Origin of the sequence: Curtobacterium sp. NPDC089991, from assembly GCF_044748425.1 — a bacterium.
Classification (GTDB): domain Bacteria; phylum Actinomycetota; class Actinomycetes; order Actinomycetales; family Microbacteriaceae; genus Curtobacterium.
Window position 1 is genome coordinate 36,490 of record NZ_JBIVGB010000005.1, and the last position, 22,122, is coordinate 58,611.

Genomic DNA, 22,122 nt, shown 5'->3' on the forward strand with positions numbered 1-22,122 from the left:
TTCCACAACCGCGCTGATACTCTGCACGCATGATCCAGGGGGACCAGGGCTTCGGGCCCATCGAACGACGACGTCCGCACGCACGACCGGGGGCAGATCGGTGACACTCAACCTCTCGCCGGTCCTCATCGCGCTGCTCGCGATGATCGCGATCCCGGCCGCCGTCAGCGCGCTCGTCCGCCGCAGCGATCGCAAGCGACCACCGTCCACCGTCGTCGGCGACGAGGCCTACGGCGTGCTCTTCACCGTCCGCGCACGCCGGTGGAACTACCTGCTGCTCCGGATCATCGGGATTGTGTTCATCGTCGTGGGAGGGTTCTTCTTCCTCGCCACGCTTACGCTGCTCGACGACCCTGACGCGATCGGGATGCTCATCACTGCTGTCGCCATGGTGCTGTTCGGGATCCTGTTCGTCTACCTCGGCGTCGGGCAGAAGCGCCGTCGCGTCGAGGCGTACGACTCCCAGCTGGTGGTCACCCCGATGTTCCGCGCAGCACGGACCATCGACCCGACGGCGATCAAGCACATCCGTCCCACCACCAACCGATTCGGCGGCCTGGACATCAAGGTGAACGGGCAGCGCGGCGTCATCAGCGTCATCTCCATCGATGCGGCCTACCCGGAACTGTGCGCATGGCTCGAGCAGCGTGCGCCGGCGCAGTGGAACGATTTCGTCCGGGTCTTCGGGCACTGACGAGCGCCTCAGTCACCCTCAGGCCGGAACGAGCCTCGACCGACCGTGAACCGATGATCCTCCGGAGGTCACCCTGCAACAAGCCTGGCGATCGAAGCCGTCCACTCCGAGCTATTCACGAGCCACGTACGACTCCACGATCACAGGCGTCCGGAACGTGTGCAGCACTCCGCGCCACTTGAATGATGCCGCTCCGATGCGGAACTGGACACTGCCAGCGGCACCCAGTTCATCCGCGATGTCTTCCTTGTTCTGCTCGGTCACTCCTCGCCGCAGGACCAAAGGCCCGCAGTTCTTCGTGTCGACCTCGACCTGATCGAAAAGCGTGCCGATACCCCTCGAGGATGTCGAGCCACCGGATGAAGCCACAGCGGTCCGGACTTCGCAGGTCTCCTCGATCTGGTGGGATTTGTCGTACGCCCTGAAGGCCTGTCCGCCACCAACGATGCCGATCGTGACGAGGGCCGCGAGACCGAGAGCGGAGAAAACGAGAACATTTCCTCTTTTTCGCTTCCTCCGCGAAGCATCCGCGCTCCTCGCTTCGTGTTCCAACTTCTGCCCCTTCTCCGTCTACCCAGCCACACGTCTCGGTGTCGAGTACTTCGGGCCTTCCGCACCTGACAACAAGCCGTTGGTGAACCCTTGCACAGGCCCGTCTCCGCCAGGCCGCACCAATTCGTTCGCGCCGCCCTGCACGCCGCCCACGAAGCCATCAACGCCAGCCGTCACCACCCTGTTCACCAAGGTGACGTTGGGCGCCTCCGCGTGCTGCGGAGTCCACACGTGGCGTCCGTTGGGCTGCGGGAAGCGAGGCTCGATGTGGATGTTCGACAGCGCGAGGTTACTTGCCTTCGTCGACACCCAGCTTCCGCCGAGGCTGGTTCCGAAACCCGTGGCGGACGCCCTCGGCTCGGTCGAGCGCATGGTCGTCAATGGCAGATGCGAGGTCAAGCGGGTTCGAAGCTCTTCACGTAGACGGCTTGGCGGATTGCGTTCAGGAATCCCCGCATGTTGTAGGACCCCTCTCCCACGTCGAATCTGTAACGCCCGCCCTCGTCGACACCTCGGGCGATGTCCTCCTCGTTGTCGCGCGTGACACCCCACTGCAGCACGAGCGTTCCACAGTCAGACGTCTCGAACACGACTTGAGATGTCGACGACCCAACGCCCTTCAACGAACGAGAGGAATCGATGCTGCTGTGCGCCGAGCTGACTGTGCAGATCGGCTCGACCCGATGTCCGGCGTCGTACGCCTTCAAAGTTATCGGTCCGACGAAGAAGCCGAGCAGCGGAACCAAGACAACGAACGCCAGGACGATGGAAGCAAGAATCCGCCTCCTGCGCACGAGCCTTCTCTGCGCTGTGCGTTCGAGCGCCGATCTCGTCAACTGCAACTCCGATGTTCGTTGTTCCGCATCAGCGGCTGTGGAGACCAACCGTAGGCCCGCCGGCACCTGACACGGCGCCGTTGATAGCATCCTTCAAGTAGTCGCCCGGATCCTTCCCGGTGAGGACATCGTTCAAGACAGCGCCGCCCGCTCCGGCTGAGCGATCGATTGTCTCTGACGTGATCGTGTTCCACACCGCCGTCGATCCGCGAACCGCGTGCTCAGGAACGAAGACATGTCGGCCGCTGGGCTCGGGGAGCATCACATGCCGACCGCCCGTCGGGCTGAAGGAGTCCGCCACCCATCCCCCGAGCCGAGACGAGCCAACACTGACTGCCGCGCCGGTAGCGAATCCCGTGGCTCCCGTCTGGATGAACCCGCCGACAGTACGATCCTTGCCGTTGAACGCGTAATCCGTCATGTTGGACGCAGAGCCCGCGGCCCCGGCCGAGAGCGCAGACCGGCCCGTTGAACTCAGCAAGGTTCCGGCCAGGCGCTCCGCTCCTGGCACGGCTACTCGCGCAACGTTGGGCGCAAGGCGACCGAGTCCCAGCGCCGCGCCGCCGCCAGCTGCCCCGCCCACCGCTCCCACCACCGCGTCGACGCCGGCTGCTCGCCAATCCACTTCACCCTTCGTGGCTTTCTGTGTCGCCACAGAGATACCACCGGACATCAGGGCACCGGAAGCCGCCAAGAGTGCGACACCCGCCGGTCCACCCACTCCGGTGCACATGAGCGCGATGCCGCCAGCGATCGCAACCCCCGCGACCACGTACTCCCAGTTGTCGTCCCACCAGCTCCCGACAGCAGCGATCGCGCCCTGGTTCGCATCCCGGTACGCCTGCAGGTCCTTGTCCGTCGCCGGCCGCAGCCCGAGCGGGTCGACGGCCTGCAACGGGTCGTTGCCGGCGTACGAGTAGGGGTTCCCCGACCACGCCGCACCCAGGATCGGCGCGAGCGGATCGACCGACAGGAAGCCTCGCGCCGCAGGGTCGTACACACGTGCCCCGAGCCACTCCAACCCGGCGACGGACACCCCGCCCGAGCCGGTCAGTGCCACCCCCGCGGGCAGCCCGACGTCGGTGACGGCAGCGAGCGCCGCCCAAGGGTCCGCAGCGTCGGTGGCGCGCGCGCTGCGCCACGCGGGCTGCGTGACGACATCGCCGATCGCGGTGATACCCCCCGGCAGGTCGAGCAACGACGTGTCGGCAATGCTGATGAGCGACGGAACGACCGCGGCGGAGTCCCACCACGCCGCGACCCCGGCCACCTCGGCGAGTTCACCCAGGGCATCGACCCAGACGTCGAGCCGACCGGTCTCGGCGTACGAGGCGTCGCGGTCGACGACGGCAGCGAGGTACCCCAGGTCGGACCACGCGTACTCGGTGGTGGATCCGTCAGCGGCGGTCCGTCGGATGCGTCGACCGAGACCGTCGTGGACGTACTCGATCCGGCCGGCTTCGGTGATCGTCGCGACCAGCTGACCGGCTGCGTCGTACTCGTGGCGCGTCTCGACACCGCCGACGGTCTCGGCGACGAGTCGCCCACGGTCGTCGTAGGTCCACGTCGAGTCCCCGGCACGGACGAGCTGGCCGGCAGCGTCGTACTCGTACGACACCACTCCGGACGGTCCGTCGACCGCGGTGATCCGCGCGTCGGCATCGCGCTCGATCCGCGTGCTGGTGGCACCGTCGAGCGTGGTCGAAGTGTGTGCGACGAGGGCGCCACCCTCGTACGACCACGACTGCACCAGTTCGCCGGTGGCCGCCTGGACGATCCGACCCGAGGCGTCGTAGGAGAACGTCCCGGCAGGGGCGCCGTCACGGTCCACCCCGACGACGCGGCCGACGGCGTCGCGACGGTAGGTCGTTCGGGTCCCGTTCGGATCGACGCGAGCGATGCGGTTGCCGTCGGCGTCGTACTCCCACGCGACGGACCGGTCGCCTCGGGCACGGCGGACGAGCAGGCCACGGCGGTCGCGCTGGAGCTCGTGCTCGATCGTCCGACCGGCACCACGGGTGTGGTCCGACACGACGACCGTGCGGTGGACGGCGTCGCGGGAGATCTCCGACTGCACCGCACCGTCGACGAGCACGGCCCGCTGTCGGCCGGCCGCGTCGTACGTCCACTCGGTCGTTCGTCCCTCGGCATCCGTTTGCCGGACTTGACGGCCGGCGGCGTCGTAGGCCGCGGTGGTCGTCCGGCCGAGCGGGTCGGTGACCGCGACCACACGGTCGGCGGCGTCGTACTCGCGTCGAGTGGTCCCGCCGGCAGGGTCGGTGATCGTCACCAGGCGCCCGCGCTCGTCGTACTCGAACGAGGTGCCCCCGTCGAGACCGTTGACGACCTGGATCAGCTGGCCCGCGGGGTCGTAGCGGAACCGACGACGGCCGAAGCGTGCGTCGTGGCTGGAGACGAGCCTCCCGGCCTGGTCGTAGCGGAACCGCGCGGTGCCGGAACCCGGAGTCGTCTGCGTGACCACGCGCCCGACGGCGTCGTACGTGATCTCCTCTACCTCGCCGGTGGGCAGGGTCCGGGCCACGACACGGGAGTCCGCGTCGTAGCTAAGCGTCGTCCGCGCCCCCGCGGCGTCGGTGGCTGCGGCGGGACGCCCGCAGGCGTCGTACTCGTACGTGGAGCGCGCGCCCGAGGGAGCGACCAACGCCACGACACGGCCGGCGAGGTCGCGCTCGAGTCGGGTCAGGCCGCCTTCGCCGTCGACGAGTTCGACGGGTCGGCCGGCAGCGTCGTAGGTGACGAGTTCGGAACCGGTCTCGTCGGAGCTCGACTCGACCGGTCGGCCGTACTCGTCGAACCGGACGGTCGCCGAGTCGAAGGCGTCGCGCAGGGTCGCGACGCCGGTCGCGACGTCGTCCGAGAACTCCTGGCGGACGCCCGTCGGGTCGATGGTCGCCGTCAGCTCGCCGACGACGTCGTACTCACGACGCCAGGTCGCGCCGGCGGGGTCGGTGACGGCCTGGAGGCGCGACAAGGCGTCGTGCGCGAACGTCCAGACCGCGCCGCCCGGCAATGCGAGCTCCGCCAGGTTCCCCTGGTCGTCGAACGTCCGCGAGACACGCCGACCCAGCGGGTCGGTGGTCGTCGCGAGCTCGCCGTTCGGGGCGTAGTCGAACGTCGTGCGTGCTCCGAGCGGGTCCACGACCGCTGCGATGCGTGAGCCGGCACCGTACTCGAAGCGCCAGACGGCTCCGTCGGCGTCACGCCGTTCGACGAGGAGCCCCGCTGCGTCGTAGCGGTAATCGCTCCGTGCGCCGGAGGGGCTGACCGCGGCGACCGGGTGGCCGGCAGCGTCGCGCTCGATCCGAGCGGTGGCCCCGACGGCGTTCGTGGTCGCGACGAGCTCGCCGAACGTGTCGTGGTCGAAGGTCAGGACCACGCCGGTCGGGTCGACGACGTGGGTGAGCGCGCCGTCTCGCCAGCTCAGCTCAGTCCGTCCGCCGACCGGGTCGGTGATCACCGACGGGTCGCGGTCGTCGCCCACGTACTCGTAGGAGACGACGGCGCCGGCCTCGGTGACGACGGTCGTGACGCGGTCCTGCTCGTCGTACCCGTAGGTCAGGTCACCGCCGGACGGCGTGACGGTGCGGGTCTTCCGGCCGCGGTCGTCGTACGCGTGCACGGTGACGGACCCGTCGCGCTCGGTCGCCGACACGAGGTTGCCGTGCCGGTCGTAGCTCATCGACTGGCGGCGGTCATCGGAGTCGATGACCCCGACGAGACGCCCCTTGGCGTCGGCGATGTAGGAGTTCGACCGCGAGCCGTCGTGGTCGGACACCACCGTGACACGACCGGGCAGGTAGGCGAAGCGCACGGTGCGGCCGTGCGGGCTGACCTGCTCGACGACGCGGCGCTGGTCGTCGTAGGTGTTGTCGACCTCGACGACACCGGCCGCGCTGGTGACCGTCATGATCAGGTCGTCGTCGTTCCAGCCGTAGCGCCGGACGCCGACGGCATCGGTCACCGTGACGAGGCGGCCCCGGTCGTCGTACCCGTACTCGACCCGGCGGCCGTCGGATGCGCGGAGCACCGCGACCCGGCCGTCGACGTGGTCGACGTCGATCGAGCGGCCTCGCTCGTGCACCAGGCGGACGACGACGTCGTCGCTGTTCCGTTCGATGCGGACCGCTGTGCCGGCTCCGCCGCGCTGTCCGAGCCACTGCCCCGACGGCGAGAAGTCGATGCGCTCGCCCTGGTTGTCGCGGACGACGAGCCGGTCGCCATCGGCCGCGAGCCAGCGGTTCTCGCCGACGCCTCGGGCCCAGCCCTCACCGTCGCGCGGGAACCGGACCTGGCGGCCGTCGGCACCGACGAAGGATGCGCCCTCGTCGTCGATGAGCAACCGGGTCTCGAGGATCGACGCCCAGCCCGGACCGAAGAGCCCGACGTGCTGGTCGAGGGAGTTGTACATGCGGGTGACCTGCAGCGCTGCAGATGCACCGGTGAACCCGAGGTCGAGCTCCGGTTCGAGGAAGTTGCCCGTCGTGGTGTTGACCGGGTCCATCGAGTAGCCGGTCGTCGGCTGGGCCCCGTAGGCCGACGGCGGATCGAACTGCAGGTCGGTGCGGGACTGCGAGACCCCCGCGGCAGCCAGGGCTGCGGCGAGCGCGGCATCCGAGACCGTGGAGACGGCGCCTTCACCGCCGGCAGCAGCGAACGCGTCGGCGATGGTGTTCGCCCAGGTGACGTCCTGGCCGTTGGCGGTGATCCACTGTTCGAAGGCGTTCACCAGGCTCGTCGCGTCGATGTGCCCCCAGGAGCACTTCGACGCGAAGTCGGTGAGCTTGCCGCGCAGACCGGCCGGCTTGCCGTCGAGGGACTGGTTCAGCGTCGACGACCCGGTGGCGAACGAGCGGAGGTCGGCGGGCTTGGCGGACGACGTCCCACCGCCGCCCCCGCCACCGGAGCCGGGGTTCGGCGTCTGGCGCGGAGTGCTCGGTCCGGTCGCCTGGTCGAAGGTCGGTGCGTCCTCGTGGTGGACGGTGGGCGGCACGGGAGCCCCGGCGACCTTGTCGTGCACCCACTCGAAGAAGTTCCGGTCGCCGTACTCCGCTTCCCAGTCGCGGGCTTCCTTGCGACGAGCGTTCTCCCGCTCGGCAGCGGCCTTCATCTTGTCGACCCACCCCGCGACGGTGCGGAGGTTCGCGGCGATCGTCGAACCGTCGGACGCTGCTGTCGACGCGTTCTGCGCGAAGAGTTCGGAGAAGTGTCCCCGGAACTCCTGTGTCGCGGTGGTGACGTAGGACTGCCGTGAGCCGGCCTGCCCCTCGATCGACTCGGCCGCGCCGTTCAGCGCCGTGCTGAGTGCGTCGGCCGTGCCGTTGTCGAACTTGACCGGATCGTTGCCGTGCAGGTCAGCCATGGTTCATCCCCCGAAGTCGTACTGGTCGTGCTGGTCACGCGGCCCCACCGACCGCGAACGCCCGGACCGCCGCGAGCGCGACGGTCCGGGCGGAACGAGTGGCTGCTTACGCGCCGCCACCCGCGGTGAAGATGTCCTGCGAGATCTTGTCGAGCTGCGTGCGGAGCTGCTCGAGTTCGGTCTTCGCCTTGTCGAGGGCGGCCTTGGTCTCCGGCCAGGTCGACCCACGGAAGGTCGCCGCGAGCGGGCCGTCCCAGACGTTGGAGTCGGACAGGATCCGGCCCTGGGCGTCGAGCTGTGAGATCTGGTCGGTGAACCCACCGTTGATGATCGACTGGACCTGACGGATGGCGGTCTTGGCCTGCTCGGTCGAAAGGACACGCGACATGATGAACCTCTTTCATTCGTAGCTGCACCCCCGCGCAGTGGAATCCCCCCGGAGGCTCTGACGGGACCCACCATACCCACAATCCGGCGCAGATGTCACCGTTCGTATATCGTGATCGTTCCTCCACAAACAGTCCGTTCACCGCGGGTTTCCACAGCGTCCACCGGAGCCCCTCCGGCCGTGGTGCCCGGGTGGCAGGATGTTGACATGGACACCGAACCGCAGCTCGACGGCGAATCCGTCGCACCCGACCTCGACGACTTCGACGAGGTCGTCGAGATCGAGCACGAGTCGCTGCCGTCGGACCGCTACTTCGACCGCGAGCTGAGCTGGCTCCGCTTCAACCAGCGCGTGCTCGAGCTGGGCGAGGACCGCACGCAGCCCCTGCTCGAGCGGGCGAACTTCCTGGCGATCTTCGCGTCCAACCTCGACGAGTTCTTCATGGTCCGGGTCGCGGGCCTGAAGCGCCGCATCGACACCGGCATCGCCGTGCCGACGAACGTCGGCCGCGCCCCGAGCGACGTCCTGCGCGACATCGCGAAGAAGGCGCACGAGCTGCAGGACCGGCACGCCCAGGCGTTCATCGGGTCGCTCAAGCCCGACCTCGACGCCGCCGGCATCCACGTCGAGCACTGGTCCGACCTGGACGAGGCCGACCGGCTCCGGATGCGCGAGTACTTCAACGAGCAGATCTTCCCGGTGCTCATGCCCCTGGCGGTCGACCCGGCGCACCCGTTCCCCTACATCTCCGGGCTCTCGCTCAACCTGGCCGTCCGGGTCCGCAACCCGAAGTCGCAGCGCCAGGAGTTCGCGCGCCTCAAGGTGCCGCAGAACTTCTCCCGCTTCATCAAGCTGCCGGACGACAACTCCGGCCGGATGCGCTTCATCCCCCTCGAAGACCTCATCGCGAACCACCTCGACGACCTGTTCCCGGGGATGGAGGTGCTCGAGCACCACGTGTTCCGGGTCACCCGCAACGAGGACGTCGAGATCGAGGAGGACGAGGCCGAGAACCTCATCCAGGCCCTCGAGCGCGAGCTGCTGCGTCGCCGGTTCGGTCCGCCGATCCGTCTCGAGATCACCGAGGACATGGACCCGGTGACCCTCGACCTGCTCGTGCGCGAACTCGACATCACCGAGCAGGAGGTCTTCCGACTGCCGTCGCCGCTCGACCTCGGTGGCCTGTTCGAGCTCTCGAAGATCAACCGCCCGGACCTGCACTACCCGAAGCACGTGCCGACGACCCCGGTGCAGTTCCAGCCCGGTGAGCCGAACACGAAGCCCGACCTGTTCCGTGCGATCAAGGCGAACGACGTCCTCGTGCACCACCCGTACGAGTCCTTCGCGACGAGCGTGCAGGCGTTCCTCGAGCAGGCCGCGGCCGACCCGCACGTGCTCGCGATCAAGCAGACGCTGTACCGCACCTCGGGTGACAGCCCCATCGTCGAGGCCCTGATCGACGCGGCCGCCGCGGGCAAGCAGGTCCTGGCGCTCGTCGAGATCAAGGCGCGCTTCGACGAGCAGAACAACATCACGTGGGCCCGCAAGCTCGAGAAGGCCGGCGTGCACGTCGTCTACGGCCTGGTCGGGCTGAAGACGCACTCGAAGCTCGTGCTCGTCATCCGGCAAGAGGGCGGCACGCTCAAGCACTACAGCCACATCGGCACGGGCAACTACAACCCGAAGACCTCGCGCATCTACGAGGACATGGGCCTGTTCACCGCCGACGACACCGTGGGCAAGGACCTGACGCGCCTGTTCAACGAGCTGTCCGGCTACGCGATCGAGAAGAAGTTCAAGCGGCTGCTGGTCGCGCCGTTGCACCTGCGCAAGGGGCTGCTCAAGCGGATCCAGACCGAGTCCGACAACGCGCGTGCCGGCAAGCCGTCCGGCATCCGGATCAAGGTCAACTCGATGGTCGACGAGCAGATCATCGACGCCCTGTACCTGGCCAGCCAGGCCGGCGTGCCGGTGGACGTCTGGGTGCGCGGCATCTGCTCCCTCAAGCCGGGGATGGAGGGCGTGAGCGACACCATCCGGGTGCGGAGCATCGTCGGGCGGTACCTCGAGCACTCCCGTGCGTTCGCGTTCCACAACGACGGCGACCCGGCGGTGTTCATCGGCAGCGCCGACATGATGCACCGCAACCTCGACCGCCGCGTCGAGGCCCTCGTCCGGCTGACGGCTCCGGACCACATCGACGAGGTGCTCGCGATGTTCGACCTGGCGATGGCCGACACCGCGAGCTCGTGGCACCTCGAGTCCGACGGTGAGTGGACGCGGCACTCGACCGACGATGACGGTCGCCCGCTCGAAGACGTGCAGAATGTGACGATGCGGAAGATCTCGGCTCGGAAGCGCTCCACTCGGTGAGCGGCGGTCCCTCGGGCCCCGTCCTCGCCGCCGGCGCAGTCGTCTGGCGCGAACAGGACGGCACGCCCCTCGTGCTGCTCATCCACCGCGACCACCACAAGGACGTCTCCCTACCCAAGGGCAAGGTCGACCCGGGCGAGGCCGTCCCGACGACCGCCGTGCGCGAGATCGACGAGGAGACCGGGTACCGCGTGCACCTCGGCGCCCCGCTCGGCACTGCGGAGTACGTGCTGCCGAACGGCCGCGACAAGGTCGTGCACTACTGGGCCGCCCGCGTCTCGTCGAAGGAGTACGCCCGCGCGGGTGACTTCACCCCGAACCACGAGGTCGCCGCTCTCGAGTGGGTCACGATCGACGACGCCCGCAACCGTCTGACGTACGAGCGCGACGTGGCGATCCTCGACCGGTTCGCCGAGCGCGCCGCCGCGGGCCACCACCGCACGTTCGCCCTGATCGCGCTGCGACACGCGAAGACCGTGCCCGGCTCCGACTGGAACGGCCCGGACGCCACCCGTCCACTCCTGCCCGTCGGTCGTTCCCAGGCCAAGGCCGCCGCGTCGCCCGTCGCCGCGTTCGGCCCGAAGAAGATCGTGAGCAGCACGGCGGCCCGGTGCCTCGCCACCGTCGAACCGCTGTCCGCCACCACGAAGCTCGGCGTCTCGAGCACCCCCGACATCAGCCAGGACGCCCACGACCGCGGCGCCGCCGACGTCAAGGGCATCGTCCGCCGCCGGCTCGACAAGGGCAAGACCGCGGTGCTGTGCTCGCACGGGCCGGTGCTGCCGGACATCATCGCCCGGATCGCCACCGCGACCGCCGACGACTCCGGCCGGTTCGACCTCCGCCGCGCCGCGATGCTCTCGGTCGGCGACTTCTCGGTGATGCACATCGCCGGCGAGACCCTCGTCGCCGTCGAGACGCACCGCAACACGATCCCGGCGTAGCGACCGCACGCCCTGCACCCGGCCACGGACCGGGCGTCCGCCGCGCCCGGAACGCGATCCGCGCCTCCCGGTCGGCACAACCCCTCGTTCACCTTCCGTTTACCAACGCGCGTGATCCCCGTCACCTCGCGTCCCTACAGTCGCTCCCGGGTCGGCACCGGCCCAGGGACCGCAGTGGTCCCACTGCACCCCATCCCCGAAGGGACCCCTGTGAACATCAAGCGAATCGGTTCGATCGCAGCAATCGCGATCGCCGGCGCAGTCGTGCTCTCCTCGTGCGCGGCGAACGAGGACGCGGGCAGCACCGAGTCCTCCTCGAGCAACACCGGCTCCTCGAGCCTCACCGGCACCCTGACCGGCTCCGGCTCGTCCGCCCAGCAGACCGCGCAGGCCACCTGGGCCGCCGGTTTCCAGGACGTCGCCAAGGGCGTCACGGTGAACTACTCGCCCGACGGCTCGGGCGCCGGCCGCAAGAACTTCATCTCGGGCGCCGCGGACTTCGCCGGCTCCGACGCAGCACTGAACGACGAGGAGCTCTCGGGCTCCTTCGACCTGTGCAAGGCCGACACCAAGGCCATCGACATCCCGGTCTACATCTCCCCGATCGCGATCGCCTACAAGGTCGACGGCGTCAGCGACCTGACCCTCGACGCGAAGACCATCGCGGGCATCTTCTCGGGCAAGATCACCAAGTGGAACGACTCGCAGATCGCCGACCTGAACGACGGCGTCGACCTGCCGGACGCGAACATCACGGTCGTGCACCGCTCCGACGACTCGGGCACCACGCAGAACTTCTCGGAGTACGTCTCCGCGAACGCCGGCGACGTCTGGACCGAAGAGCCGAGCCAGACCTTCCCGTACTCGGTCGGTGACAGCGCGAAGGGCACCTCCGGTGTCGCCTCCGCCATGGGCAGCGCCTCCAACGCGATCACCTACATCGACGACTCCGGCGCGGGTGACCTCGACAAGGCGAAGCTGATGGTCGGCGACAAGGCCACCGAGATCTCGGCCGACGGCGCCGCGCAGGTCGTCGCCGACTCGAAGGTCGCCACCGGCCGCGAGGACAACGACCTCGCGATCGACATCGACCGCAAGGACACCGCTGACGGCGCCTGGCCGCTCGTCCTCGTCTCCTACGCCATCGCGTGCCAGGAGTACAAGGACTCGGACAAGGCCGACCTGGTCAAGGGCTTCCTGAACTACGTCGTCACCGGCGACGCCCAGGACGCCGCGGCGAAGGAGGCCAAGTCGGCCGCCCTGTCTTCCGACCTGGCCGAGAAGGCCGCTGCCGCGGTCGACTCGATCAAGTAAGACCCCCAAGCGCCCGGACGCCGGTCCCACCCACCTGACCGGCGTCCGGGCCCTTGCTCGTCGCGACGCGAGCAGCCCGGCTCCACCGCCAGCGCCCGTCCGACCAGCACCCCGTTCCACGCTCCACGCTCCACCACCCGAACCCGTCGCCTCCCCCGGCGTTCCTCCGACAGGAGTCCCATGACGACCGCACCGGCCCAGCCAGGGGCCACCGTCACCCCGACCAAGCCGAAGGCCGTCGTCCGCGTCGGTGACCGGGTGTTCTCCGCCGCTTCGGTGATCGCCGGCGGCCTCATCCTCTTCGTGCTCGTGCTCGTCGCGGCGTTCCTCGTCTGGCAGAGCATCCCGGCGTTCGCCGCCAAGGTCGGCGACCTGCCGAACAACGCCACGAACTTCTGGGACTACGTCGGTCCCCTGGTGTTCGGCACCGTCTGGTCCGCGCTCATCGCGCTCGTGATCTCGGTCCCGCTCGCCCTCGGGATCGCCCTGTTCATCTCGCACTACGCACCGCGACGCCTCGCGCCGGTGCTCGGCTACGTCATCGACCTGCTCGCCGCGGTCCCGTCGGTCGTCTACGGCCTCTGGGGCATCGTGGTGCTGGCGCCGTTCGTGAAGCCGTTCTACGGCTTCCTGAACGAGTACCTCGGCTGGTTCCCGCTCTTCTCCGGCCAGGTGTCCGGCACCGGCCGCACCATCCTGACCGCATCGATCGTCCTCGCCGTGATGGCGATCCCGATCATGACGGCCGTCATGCGCGAGATCTTCCTGCAGGCGCCCACGCTCAACGAGGAGGCCGCCCTGGCCCTCGGTGCGACGCGCTGGGAGATGATCCGCCTGTCCGTGCTGCCGTTCGCGAAGTCCGGCATCGTCTCCGCGATCATGCTCGGGCTCGGACGTGCCCTGGGCGAGACGATGGCGATCGCCCTGGTGCTGTCGGTCTCGACGAACGTCACCTTCCAGATGCTGACCTCGCAGAACCCCTCGACGATCGCCGCGAACATCGCGCTGCAGTTCGCCGAGGCATCGGGGACCGCCCTGAACGCCCTGATCGCGACGGGCCTGATCCTGTTCGTCATCACCCTGGTCATCAACATGCTCGCGCGGTACATCGTCCGCACGCGGGTCAGCTGAGAGGTCGCACCCGATGTCCCTCGCGCTCCGTCAGACCGGCACCGCCGGCAACGTCTACGCCAACGGCAAGCTGCACCGCTCGGTGCCGTGGCTGCTGCTGGTCGGCAGCTGGGTCGCCCTGGTGGCCGTGTTCGCCCTGCTCAACGCCGGCGGCTCGGTCAAGGACTTCAACGTCGTCGCCGCCCTGTTCCTCGGCACCGTCCTGTTCGACGTCCTGATCGTGGTCGTCTCGCGCATCGTCGAGGGCGGTCGTCAGGCCGTCAACCGACTGGTCACGTCGCTCGTCATCACCGCCTTCGTCATCGCGGTCCTGCCGCTGGTGTCGCTGCTCTGGACCGTGATCGCCGACGGCCTGGCCCGCTTCGACGCGAACTTCTTCTCGTACTCGATGCGCGGCGTGATCTCCGAGGGCGGCGGCGCGATCCACGCGTTCGTCGGCACGCTCGAGATCACCCTGTTCGCGGCGCTCATCTCGGTGCCGATCGGGCTGCTCACCTCGATCTACCTGGTCGAGTACGGCCGCGGCGCACTGGCGAAGGGCATCACGTTCTTCGTCGACGTCATGACGGGCATCCCCTCGATCGTCGCCGGGCTGTTCGCCTACTCGCTGTTCGCGCTGTTCCTCGGCCCTGGTGCCCGCTTCGGCCTGGTCGGCTCGGTCGCCCTGTCGGTGCTGATGATCCCGATCGTCGTGCGCTCCACCGAAGAGGTGCTGAAGATCGTGCCGATGGAGCTCCGCGAAGCGTCCTACGCCCTCGGGGTGCCGAAGTACCTCACGATCCTCAAGGTCGTCCTCCCCACGTCGCTCGCCGGCATCACCACCGGCGTCATGCTCTCCATCGCCCGCGTCATCGGCGAGACGGCTCCGCTGCTCGTCACCGCCGGGTTCACCGCGAGCATGAACTACGACCTGTTCAAGGACCCGATGATGACCCTGCCGGTGTACGCGTACACGCAGTACTCGCAGCAGGGCGCCAACCCGCAGCCGTTCGTCGACCGTGCCTGGACCGCCGCGCTGGTGCTCATCCTCATCGTGATGGCGCTCAACCTGCTCGCCCGGTTCGTCACCCGACTCTTCGCCCCCAAGCTCTCGCGCTAGCGAACCCACTTCCCCACCCACCAGAAGGATCAACGTGTCCAAGCGCATCGAGGTCGACGGCCTCAACGTCTACTACTCGAAGTTCAAGGCGGTCGAGGGTGTCGACATCACCATCGAGCCCCGCACCGTCACCGCCTTCATCGGCCCGTCCGGCTGCGGCAAGTCCACCTTCCTCCGCACCCTGAACCGCATGCACGAGGTCATCCCCGGCGCATGGGTCGAGGGCTCGGTCAAGATCGACGGCGACGACCTGTACGGCCCCGGGGTCGACCCGGTGCTCGTGCGTCGCCAGGTCGGCATGGTCTTCCAGCGTCCGAACCCGTTCCCGACGATGTCCATCAAGGACAACGTGCTCGCGGGCGTGAAGCTCAACAACAAGCGCGTCTCGAAGTCCGAGGCCGACGACATCGTCGAGCGCTCCCTGCAGGGTGCGAACCTGTGGAACGAGGTCAAGGACCGCCTCGACAAGCCCGGCATGGGCCTGTCCGGTGGGCAGCAGCAGCGTCTCTGCATCGCCCGCGCCATCGCGGTGCAGCCCGACGTGCTGCTGATGGACGAGCCCTGCTCGGCGCTCGACCCGATCTCCACCCTGGCCATCGAGGACCTGATCGGCGAGCTCAAGAAGGAGTTCACGATCGTCATCGTCACGCACAACATGCAGCAGGCGTCGCGCGTCAGCGACAAGACGGCGTTCTTCAACATCGCCGGCACCGGTGCGCCGGGCAAGCTCATCGAGTTCGACGACACCGCCACGATGTTCTCGAACCCGTCCGTCCAGGCCACCGAGGACTACGTCTCGGGTCGCTTCGGTTGATCGCCGTCCGTCCGTCGGCCTGACGGACGACCGTGGAGGCCCGATGCACGTCCGCCACGGACGCGCACCGGGCCTTCGTGGTTGCGCTGGGTGCGGGGGCCGTGCGGGGTGCGTGCGTGCGCATGTTCCGACGATCCACGCGTCGATCGTCTCGTGGTTCGTCGCTCGATGCGCACGCAGACGGTGCGTGCGCATATTCCGACGATGCACGCGTCGATCGCCTCGTGGAACGACGAAAGGTGCCCACGCATCGATCGCGTGAGCACCTTCCGGGGAGGGTCAGGCCGAGGTGGTCGGGACCGCCATGATCGGCGTCGTGGTCGGCTGCTCCGAACCACCGGCCGGCTCGACCGTCATGCCGATCGTCGCACCGTCGGACATCGAGCCCTTGAGCACGGCCGAGTGCACGCCGTCCGCGACACCGTCGACCAGGCCGGCCGACTTGATCGTGCCGCCCTCGTTCTGGGAGCCGATGTACCAGAGCTCGTACGTCTTGCCCTTCGGCGCCTGGGCGACACCGTCGAGGATCACCGCGGACTTGCCGAGGTCGCTCGACCACACGACCGTGGCCGTGCCGCCGCCCTCGACCTTGGTGGTGCTGCGCTGGAAGTCCGACGCGGCGTAGATGCGGTCGAGACCACTCGAGGCCTGCGTGGTGCCGGTCCCCGGTCCGGAGCCGTTCGGGTCGAAGACCGATCCGAACCCGAGTCCCCCGAAGAAGACCGCGGCGACGGCAGCGGCGGCCGTCAGCATCACTGCCGGACGCTGGAACCAGCGGCGGCGAGCCTCGGAGGTCGCCCGGCCACCGGTGGTGGAGCCGTCAGCGATCGAGGCGACGTGCCTGGCGGGCTCGGGACGGGCCTCCTGGACGGAGGTCGTGTCGACGGCAGGAGCCGTCTCGGTGAGTGGTGCAGCCTGCGGGGTCGTCGCGATCTGGGCCAGCAGCGACGCGCGGAGCGATGTCGGCGGCTCGATCGGGGCGGCGGCGAAGGCCAGCTGCAGCGCGGTCTCGCGCAGCGAGTCGGCCTCGGCCTGGAGTTCGGGCGACGTCGTGAGGACGTCCTCGAGGAGCATGCGCTCATCGTCGGACAGCGCGTCGAGTGCGTAGGAACCCGTCAGCAGGGCGGGGTCGTCGTGTCGTTCGGTCATGAGGTCACCCCCATCTCGTCTCGGAGTCGGATCATCCCGTCACGGAGACGGGTCTTGACGGTGCCGATGGGGACACCGAGTTGTTCGGCCATCTCGCTGTGCGAGAAGCCTCCGTAGTACGCGAGCTGCACGGCCTGCCGCTGGAACTCGGTCAGCTTGGCCAGGGCCCTGCCGACACGTTCGTGTTCGATGCGGATCTCGACCGACTCGGAGACCTGGTCGAACCCGGACTCGAGGTCGCGGATACCGATCTTCGTGTCCCGGTCGTGCGAGGCCTGCGACGCCCGGACCCGGTCCACCGCTCGGCGGTGCGCCATGGTCAGGACCCAGCTGGAGGCCGTCCCGCGCTTCCGGTCGAACCGGGTGGCCTGTTGCCAGACTTCGAGGAAGACCTCTTGCGTGACCTCTTCGGACTGGGCGCGGTCCCGGAGGAGCCGCGTCACGAGTCCGAGGACCCGGCCGGAGAGGGCGTCGTAGAGGTCCGCGAAGGCGGCTTGGTCACCGGAGGCAACCCGCGCCAAGAGGTCGTCCGGCGATGCCTGGGCTGGCTCTGACGAGCTCCAGCGTTCGGTGTCGCTATCCACGAGGGCAAGCATTGCAGGTTTCCCTCCTCTCGGGTGCTTCGGCGACCGGTTGTGGCCGTTCTGTCAGGGGTGCTGCGTGATGCGGTGGTGCTGGTGGTGCTGTGCTGCGGTGGTGCTGTGCTGCGGTCGCGCCCCGGGTAGGACGAAGCCGCCGCGTCGTGCGGTCGAGACGAGAGGCCAGCGTGACCCACAGGGAATTGACCGGCGGATACCGGTCCGGGTCACGCCGGGCCTCTCGCGTTCGTGACGGTCATCAAGTCCGTCACGCTGATGATTCGGCGCGGTGCCCGTGGTGGATTGGATCGGATGCCGAGAAGTTGTCGGGACGCCGCGTCCGGGCAGTCTGCCGGGCACGCCCGGGTCCGGATCTGTCCACCGAGAGTGAACAGGGCAGCGGACTCAGCCGACGCGTCGTAGAGTTGGTCTCGCCGGGCCGCAGCAAGCCCCGGGCTCCAAAATTCGCCGCTTCGAGCGGCCTCGCGCCGAGAGGCGCTTCTGCGGCCCGGTCTTTCTCTGCCCTGCGGCGTTCCGTCTCGTCTTGCTTCGTCCCGTCTCGCTTCGTGAGCAGAAATGGTCGCTTGCATCGATGCGACCCGACATCTTCTGCTCACCATGCGCAGCCAGCCGGGAGGCCCGGTGCGGGTCCGGCGCGTTCGCTCGCTAGTCCAGGCTCTCGCGACGCCAGAGCGCCGCCGCCTCGGTCAGGTCGGCCGCCAGCTCCGTGAGACGGAGCGCCCGCCGCGTCAGCTCGCTCGCGCGGCCGGTCGAGGTCAGGTCGGACTCGTCCGCCACCGCAGTCGCACCGGCCGCGGTCAGCCGGCAGAACGCCGCCCCACGGTCGAGCGCCACGGCGAAGTCGCCCGTGTACAGCCCGTGCAGGATGCGGTCCGCCAGGGTGAGGATCTCGGCAGGACCGGTCGGCTGCTCCGCCCCCGCGACGGCCTGGTCGATCGTGCCGATGCGCTCGGTGCCGCGCTGGAAGAAGTACGCGATCTCCTCCGGGTTCTGCCGGATCACCGTGCGGACGAGGTACACCCGCCACAGGGCACCCGGCAGGGTGTGCGCACCCACCCGCGCCCAGAGTTCGGCGATCGCGTCGATGCCGTGCACGTCGGTATAGGTCACGAGCCGCTCCACCACAGCGGGGTCCGGGTCCTGACGCACCCGGTGCAGCAGCGCGTTCGCGGTCTCGTGCGCGACACGGTTCACGACGGCGGGGTCCTCGCCGCCCTGGATCGCGGCGAACTCGGCATCGGTGAAGTGGACAGGACGGTGGTGATCGCGAGGCACCGCGTCAGTGTAGGCACGGCCGGTGACACGCCCGCCCTCCGTTCGCCCAGAACGCAACGGCAGCGCCGCGGGTACGGTGTCTCGTCGGGAGGCGCTCCTCCCGAACGTGAAGGAGAGGACTCCCCCATGAACCCGTTGCTCATCATCCTGGCCGTCATCGCGGTCATCCTGCTGTTCGTCGGTGGCTTCACCGCGAGCCTCAAGTTCCTGCTGTGGGTCGGCATCGTGCTGCTCATCGTGGCCGTCGTCCTGTGGCTGCTGCGGACGCTCACCGGGCGTCGCGGCTGACCATCGACACCAGGTTCTTCCCAGAGGCCCTCACCCGCTAGCCTTGCGGGTGAGGGCCTCTAGCTCAGTTGGTAGAGCACCGGACTTTTAATCCGAGGGTCGTGGGTTCGAGCCCCACGGGGCCCACACACCCCTCCCTTCGGCGGCCGTCCGGACTGCGTTGTCTAAGATGTGGCGGATGGCACGACGACTCCTCCCCGGCATCGCGCTCGGAGCTATGGCTCTCGGCGTGAGCGGGCTGCTCGTCATCCTCCCGACCGTGTCGAGTGCCTGCCAGCCCGTCACGACGTCGTCGAGCGTCTCGTCCGCCGAGGTCTCCGACGCGATCGCCCCCGGCTCGCACGTGTTGATCGTCGGCGACTCGTACACCTCCGGCCGCGGCTCGACCAGCGGCATCGACGGGTGGGCGCAGGACCTCGCGGCCGACCGGGACTGGAAGGCCACGATCGACGGCTACCCGGGGACGGGCTACGTCGACACCGGCCGCACCGGGTCCTCGCACTACACGTTCGGCCCCCGCCTCGAACGGCACGCCGCGACCGTCGATCCCGAACTCGTCATCGTGCAGGGCAGCCAGAACGACTGGCTCGTCGACGCGTCGGTCCTGCAGGCCCGCGTCGAGAAGACCCTCCGCGACGCCGAGCAGACCTGGCCGGACGCCGTCATCGTCGCGCTCGGACCGTCGGCGCCGCTGCCGTGGGCGAAGTCGACCGTCGGGGTCGCCGCCTCGGTCTCCGCGGGGGCGGCAGCAGCGGGCGTGCCGTACATCGACGCGCTCGCCGGGCAGTGGTTCACCGCGGCGAACAGCCCGGGCTACGCGGCGATCGACGGCGGACACCTCAACGACGCCGGCTACCAGTACCTGGCGGACCGGGTCTCGGACTCCCTCGACGCGCTCGCTGCCTCCGACGACGAACGCTGCGCCTGATCTCGGGTTCGGGTTCGGGTTCGGGGTACAAGTCGTCCCCAGCTGGCTCATGGCAGATCCCCTGCACACATCAGCCCGCGCACAGCCGAGTGTTGGGTTGCCGCCGATAGTGTCGTTCCCGGATCCGATCATCGGATCCTGCAGCACCGCACCACCACGAACGAACGGGGTACACCGTGATCGAGCCCATCGAAGCCACGCAGACCAGCAGCACCGGGGACGCGCGCCGCATCGTCGAGCTCGCCGCAGCGACCAACACGACGATGAGCAACGAGCTCCTGCTCGACACGCTCCGTCGCAACGCGCAGGTCACGACCCGGCACATCCGCAAGGACTTCATCGAGGTCGCGACGGCCACCGCGGTGCTCGGCTACGTGTGCCGACAGCGCAAGGACTTCATCGCCCTGCGCGGGGACGACCCGGCCTGGGCGCACGAGGTCGGGCGCTACGCCAGCGAATCACTCGCGGTCGAGGCACTCCGCATGCGCCGCGGCTGACCAGCAGCTCCCCGCGACGAACGCAGCAGGCCCCGCCGGACATCCGGCGGGGCCTTCTCAGTGCACGAAGGCGATCAGGACCAGACGCGGCGGATGCCCCAGGTGCCCGTCCAGGTCTCGTCGGGCTCGAGCCACCGCAGGCCCTCGCCGGAGTTCAGGGCGTTGGCCGGAGCGGTCATCGGCTCGACCGCCACGGCCAGACCCTTCCCGTCGCCGCGGGGGTACTCCCGAGAGGTGAACACCTGCACGTACGGGAACGACGCGTCCTGCCAGAGCTGCACGCCGTCGCCCTCGGGGCCGTGCAGCGTCGTGTGACGGACCCCGTCGGCATCCGGGGTGATGTCGGAGTACGCGGTGTCGAGATCCGCGTCACCGGCGCGCAGTCCCCGTCGCAGGTCGAACGAAGTGCCCTCCACCGACACGGACCCGTTCGGCACCTTCTGCTCGTCGACGGTGAAGGCGGTGGCGGCGTCGAGCGTGACGACGAGGTCGTCGGCCGGGGTGTCGCCGGCGCGCAGGTACGGGTGCGCCCCCACGGCGAAGGGTGCGCGGGCCCCGGAACGGTTCGTGATCTCGTGCGTCACCCGGATGCCGTCGTCGACGAGCTCGTGGTGCACGCGGGTCTCGAGGGTGAACGGCCAGCCGTGTTGCGGGTGGATCGTGGCTTCCTGCACGATGCCCGTCTCGGTCTGCGACACCACACGGTACGGCGCGAAGCGGAGCAGGCCGTGCGACGCGTTGCCGTACTTCGGCTCCGAGACGTCCAGCTGCTGCCGCTTGCCGTCGAGTTCCCAGACCCCGCCGGCGACGCGGTTCGGCCACGGTACGAGCACGATGCCGTTGGCGCCGGGCGGCTGCTCGGTGACGGGGAACGGCTCGGTCAGGTCGAAGCCGGCGACGCGGAGTTCTCGGATGCCGGCGGCGACCTCGGTCACGACGGCCTCGACGACGCCGTCCGGTCCGGCGTGGTGCAGGCGGTACTGGCCACCGGTGGGTGCTGCGGTCATGGGGTGTGGTTCCTTCCGGCTGTGTCCTCGCCGTCCGCGACGACGACCTCGACGCCGGCCGCCCGGATCGTGGCGACCGCGTCGGCTTCGGCCTCGGCGGTGACGACGACGTCGATGTCCTCGAGCGCGCGGACGACCCCGATGTGGGCCCGGCCGAACTTCGACCCGTCCGCGACGACGACGGTACGCCGAGCCGTGGCCGCGAGCACCCGCTTCGCCTCGGTCTCGGGCAGGTTGACGTTGGTCAGACCGTGCGCGACGTCGACACCGGTGCCACCGAGGAACACGACGTCAGCGGCGATCACCGGCAACAGGGTGTTGTTGAACGGTGCGACGAGCGAGTGTTGGAGCGGTCGGAGGGTGCCGCCCGTGACGATCACCGTGAACCGCGGCACGGCGCGCTCGAGGGCCAGCGCGGTCGTCAGCGAGTTCGTGACGACGGTGAGGTCGGACAGCTCCGTGCGGGCGACGAGCGCCTCGGCGACCGCTGCCGGGGTGGTGCCGACGTCGAGCACGACGCACTCGCCGGACCGCACGAGCGCTGCGGCCGCGCGGCCGATGGCGGCCTTGGCCACCTGGTGCTCGACGGCGGTCTCCTCGAAGGGGCGCTCGGTGGACCCGGCCCCGAGGCGGACCGCTCCGCCGTGCACCCGGCGGATCCGGGCCTCCTGGTCGAGGACCGCGAGGTCCTGCCGGACCGTCACCTCACTCGTGCCGAGCGACGCGGCCAGCGCGGCGGTCCGGACCATGCCGGGCGCGCCCTCGACGATGGAGACGATGCGGTCCTGCCGCAGCGGCGCGGGCAGCGATCCGGCCAGGAAGGAGAGGTCGTCGTCGGTCACGGCTCTAGTTTC

The 22,122-nt window shown here is 69.1% G+C and carries 19 protein-coding genes and 1 tRNA gene; 11 read left to right on the forward strand and 9 right to left on the reverse strand.

The window, feature by feature from the left end; genetic code table 11:
• The first annotated feature begins 100 nt into the window (after positions 1 to 100).
• Entirely contained in the window at positions 101 to 694 is a 594-nt protein-coding gene (locus ACIPV1_RS14350; RefSeq protein ID WP_123936873.1) for a hypothetical protein, read from the forward strand.
• A 111-nt stretch (positions 695 to 805) separates the two neighbouring features.
• Here ACIPV1_RS14350 and ACIPV1_RS14355 read toward each other — a convergent pair whose 3' ends face one another.
• From ACIPV1_RS14355 to ACIPV1_RS14370, 4 genes are all read right to left on the reverse strand, one after another.
• Positions 806 to 1,246 carry a hypothetical protein gene (locus tag ACIPV1_RS14355; protein ID WP_123936874.1) on the reverse strand — a complete coding sequence of 147 codons (441 nt, stop codon included), beginning with the start codon at positions 1,244 to 1,246 and terminating at the stop codon, positions 806 to 808.
• A 395-nt stretch (positions 1,247 to 1,641) separates the two neighbouring features.
• Positions 1,642 to 2,082 (reverse strand): hypothetical protein, encoded by a 441-nt coding sequence (locus tag ACIPV1_RS14360; RefSeq protein ID WP_123936875.1) that lies wholly within the window; start codon positions 2,080 to 2,082, stop codon positions 1,642 to 1,644.
• 28 nt (positions 2,083 to 2,110) lie between these two features.
• Positions 2,111 to 7,462, reverse strand: coding sequence for a DUF6531 domain-containing protein (locus ACIPV1_RS14365; RefSeq protein ID WP_123936876.1), 5,352 nt, complete (start codon positions 7,460 to 7,462; stop codon positions 2,111 to 2,113).
• Positions 7,463 to 7,568: 106 nt separating this feature from the next.
• Complete coding sequence (locus ACIPV1_RS14370) at positions 7,569 to 7,850, reverse strand: hypothetical protein (protein ID WP_027466625.1); 282 nt, start codon at positions 7,848 to 7,850, stop codon at positions 7,569 to 7,571.
• A 207-nt stretch (positions 7,851 to 8,057) separates the two neighbouring features.
• Here ACIPV1_RS14370 and ACIPV1_RS14375 point away from each other — a divergent pair, with 207 nt between their 5' ends.
• The 6 genes from ACIPV1_RS14375 to pstB all read left to right on the forward strand — a co-directional run bounded on the left by ACIPV1_RS14375 (position 8,058) and on the right by pstB (position 15,525).
• Entirely contained in the window at positions 8,058 to 10,223 is a 2,166-nt protein-coding gene (locus tag ACIPV1_RS14375; RefSeq protein WP_123293277.1) for an RNA degradosome polyphosphate kinase, read from the forward strand.
• A complete protein-coding gene (locus ACIPV1_RS14380) occupies positions 10,220 to 11,167 on the forward strand; it encodes an NUDIX domain-containing protein (RefSeq protein ID WP_123293276.1) in 948 nt (315 codons plus the stop codon). The genes ACIPV1_RS14375 and ACIPV1_RS14380 overlap by 4 nt, the downstream gene beginning before the upstream one ends.
• A 210-nt stretch (positions 11,168 to 11,377) precedes the next feature.
• Complete coding sequence (gene pstS / locus ACIPV1_RS14385; RefSeq protein ID WP_123936877.1) at positions 11,378 to 12,481, forward strand: phosphate ABC transporter substrate-binding protein PstS; 1,104 nt, start codon at positions 11,378 to 11,380, stop codon at positions 12,479 to 12,481.
• A gap of 180 nt (positions 12,482 to 12,661) precedes the next feature.
• Positions 12,662 to 13,612, forward strand: a complete 951-nt coding sequence (gene pstC / locus ACIPV1_RS14390) for a phosphate ABC transporter permease subunit PstC (RefSeq protein WP_123936878.1) — start codon at positions 12,662 to 12,664, stop codon at positions 13,610 to 13,612.
• 13 nt (positions 13,613 to 13,625) lie between these two features.
• Positions 13,626 to 14,711 carry a phosphate ABC transporter permease PstA gene (pstA, locus tag ACIPV1_RS14395; protein ID WP_402726690.1) on the forward strand — a complete coding sequence of 362 codons (1,086 nt, stop codon included), beginning with the start codon at positions 13,626 to 13,628 and terminating at the stop codon, positions 14,709 to 14,711.
• Between the two features lie 34 nt (positions 14,712 to 14,745).
• Positions 14,746 to 15,525 carry a phosphate ABC transporter ATP-binding protein PstB gene (gene pstB / locus ACIPV1_RS14400; RefSeq protein WP_123293274.1) on the forward strand — a complete coding sequence of 260 codons (780 nt, stop codon included), beginning with the start codon at positions 14,746 to 14,748 and terminating at the stop codon, positions 15,523 to 15,525.
• 279 nt (positions 15,526 to 15,804) lie between these two features.
• Here the strand turns inward: pstB and ACIPV1_RS14405 are convergent, their stop codons facing one another.
• From ACIPV1_RS14405 to ACIPV1_RS14415, 3 genes are all read right to left on the reverse strand, one after another.
• The gene (locus tag ACIPV1_RS14405; protein ID WP_123936880.1) at positions 15,805 to 16,674 is read right to left on the reverse strand and encodes an anti-sigma factor domain-containing protein; all 870 of its coding nucleotides are present in this window, start codon (positions 16,672 to 16,674) and stop codon (positions 15,805 to 15,807) included.
• Entirely contained in the window at positions 16,671 to 17,270 is a 600-nt protein-coding gene (gene sigK / locus ACIPV1_RS14410) for an ECF RNA polymerase sigma factor SigK (protein ID WP_123340923.1), read from the reverse strand. The genes ACIPV1_RS14405 and sigK overlap by 4 nt, the downstream gene beginning before the upstream one ends.
• A 648-nt stretch (positions 17,271 to 17,918) precedes the next feature.
• Positions 17,919 to 18,548 carry a DNA-directed RNA polymerase subunit beta gene (locus ACIPV1_RS14415; RefSeq protein ID WP_123936881.1) on the reverse strand — a complete coding sequence of 210 codons (630 nt, stop codon included), beginning with the start codon at positions 18,546 to 18,548 and terminating at the stop codon, positions 17,919 to 17,921.
• Positions 18,549 to 18,674: 126 nt separating this feature from the next.
• Here ACIPV1_RS14415 and ACIPV1_RS14420 point away from each other — a divergent pair, with 126 nt between their 5' ends.
• The 4 genes from ACIPV1_RS14420 to ACIPV1_RS14435 all read left to right on the forward strand — a co-directional run bounded on the left by ACIPV1_RS14420 (position 18,675) and on the right by ACIPV1_RS14435 (position 20,261).
• Entirely contained in the window at positions 18,675 to 18,836 is a 162-nt protein-coding gene (locus tag ACIPV1_RS14420; protein ID WP_146249745.1) for a DUF2207 domain-containing protein, read from the forward strand.
• A gap of 53 nt (positions 18,837 to 18,889) precedes the next feature.
• A tRNA-Lys gene (locus tag ACIPV1_RS14425) sits at positions 18,890 to 18,962 on the forward strand.
• A 52-nt stretch (positions 18,963 to 19,014) separates the two neighbouring features.
• Positions 19,015 to 19,764 carry an SGNH/GDSL hydrolase family protein gene (locus ACIPV1_RS14430; RefSeq protein ID WP_165901129.1) on the forward strand — a complete coding sequence of 250 codons (750 nt, stop codon included), beginning with the start codon at positions 19,015 to 19,017 and terminating at the stop codon, positions 19,762 to 19,764.
• A gap of 176 nt (positions 19,765 to 19,940) precedes the next feature.
• Positions 19,941 to 20,261 carry a hypothetical protein gene (locus tag ACIPV1_RS14435; RefSeq protein ID WP_111085292.1) on the forward strand — a complete coding sequence of 107 codons (321 nt, stop codon included), beginning with the start codon at positions 19,941 to 19,943 and terminating at the stop codon, positions 20,259 to 20,261.
• Between the two features lie 74 nt (positions 20,262 to 20,335).
• On the opposite strand, the gene ACIPV1_RS14440 is transcribed toward ACIPV1_RS14435, so the two are convergent.
• On the reverse strand, positions 20,336 to 21,268 hold the full coding sequence (locus ACIPV1_RS14440; RefSeq protein ID WP_123936883.1) for an aldose 1-epimerase family protein: 933 nt from the start codon (positions 21,266 to 21,268) through the stop codon (positions 20,336 to 20,338).
• Positions 21,265 to 22,110, reverse strand: coding sequence for a DeoR/GlpR family DNA-binding transcription regulator (locus ACIPV1_RS14445; RefSeq protein WP_173168871.1), 846 nt, complete (start codon positions 22,108 to 22,110; stop codon positions 21,265 to 21,267). Before ACIPV1_RS14445 ends, ACIPV1_RS14440 begins: the two co-directional genes overlap by 4 nt.
• Positions 22,111 to 22,122: the final 12 nt, after the last annotated feature.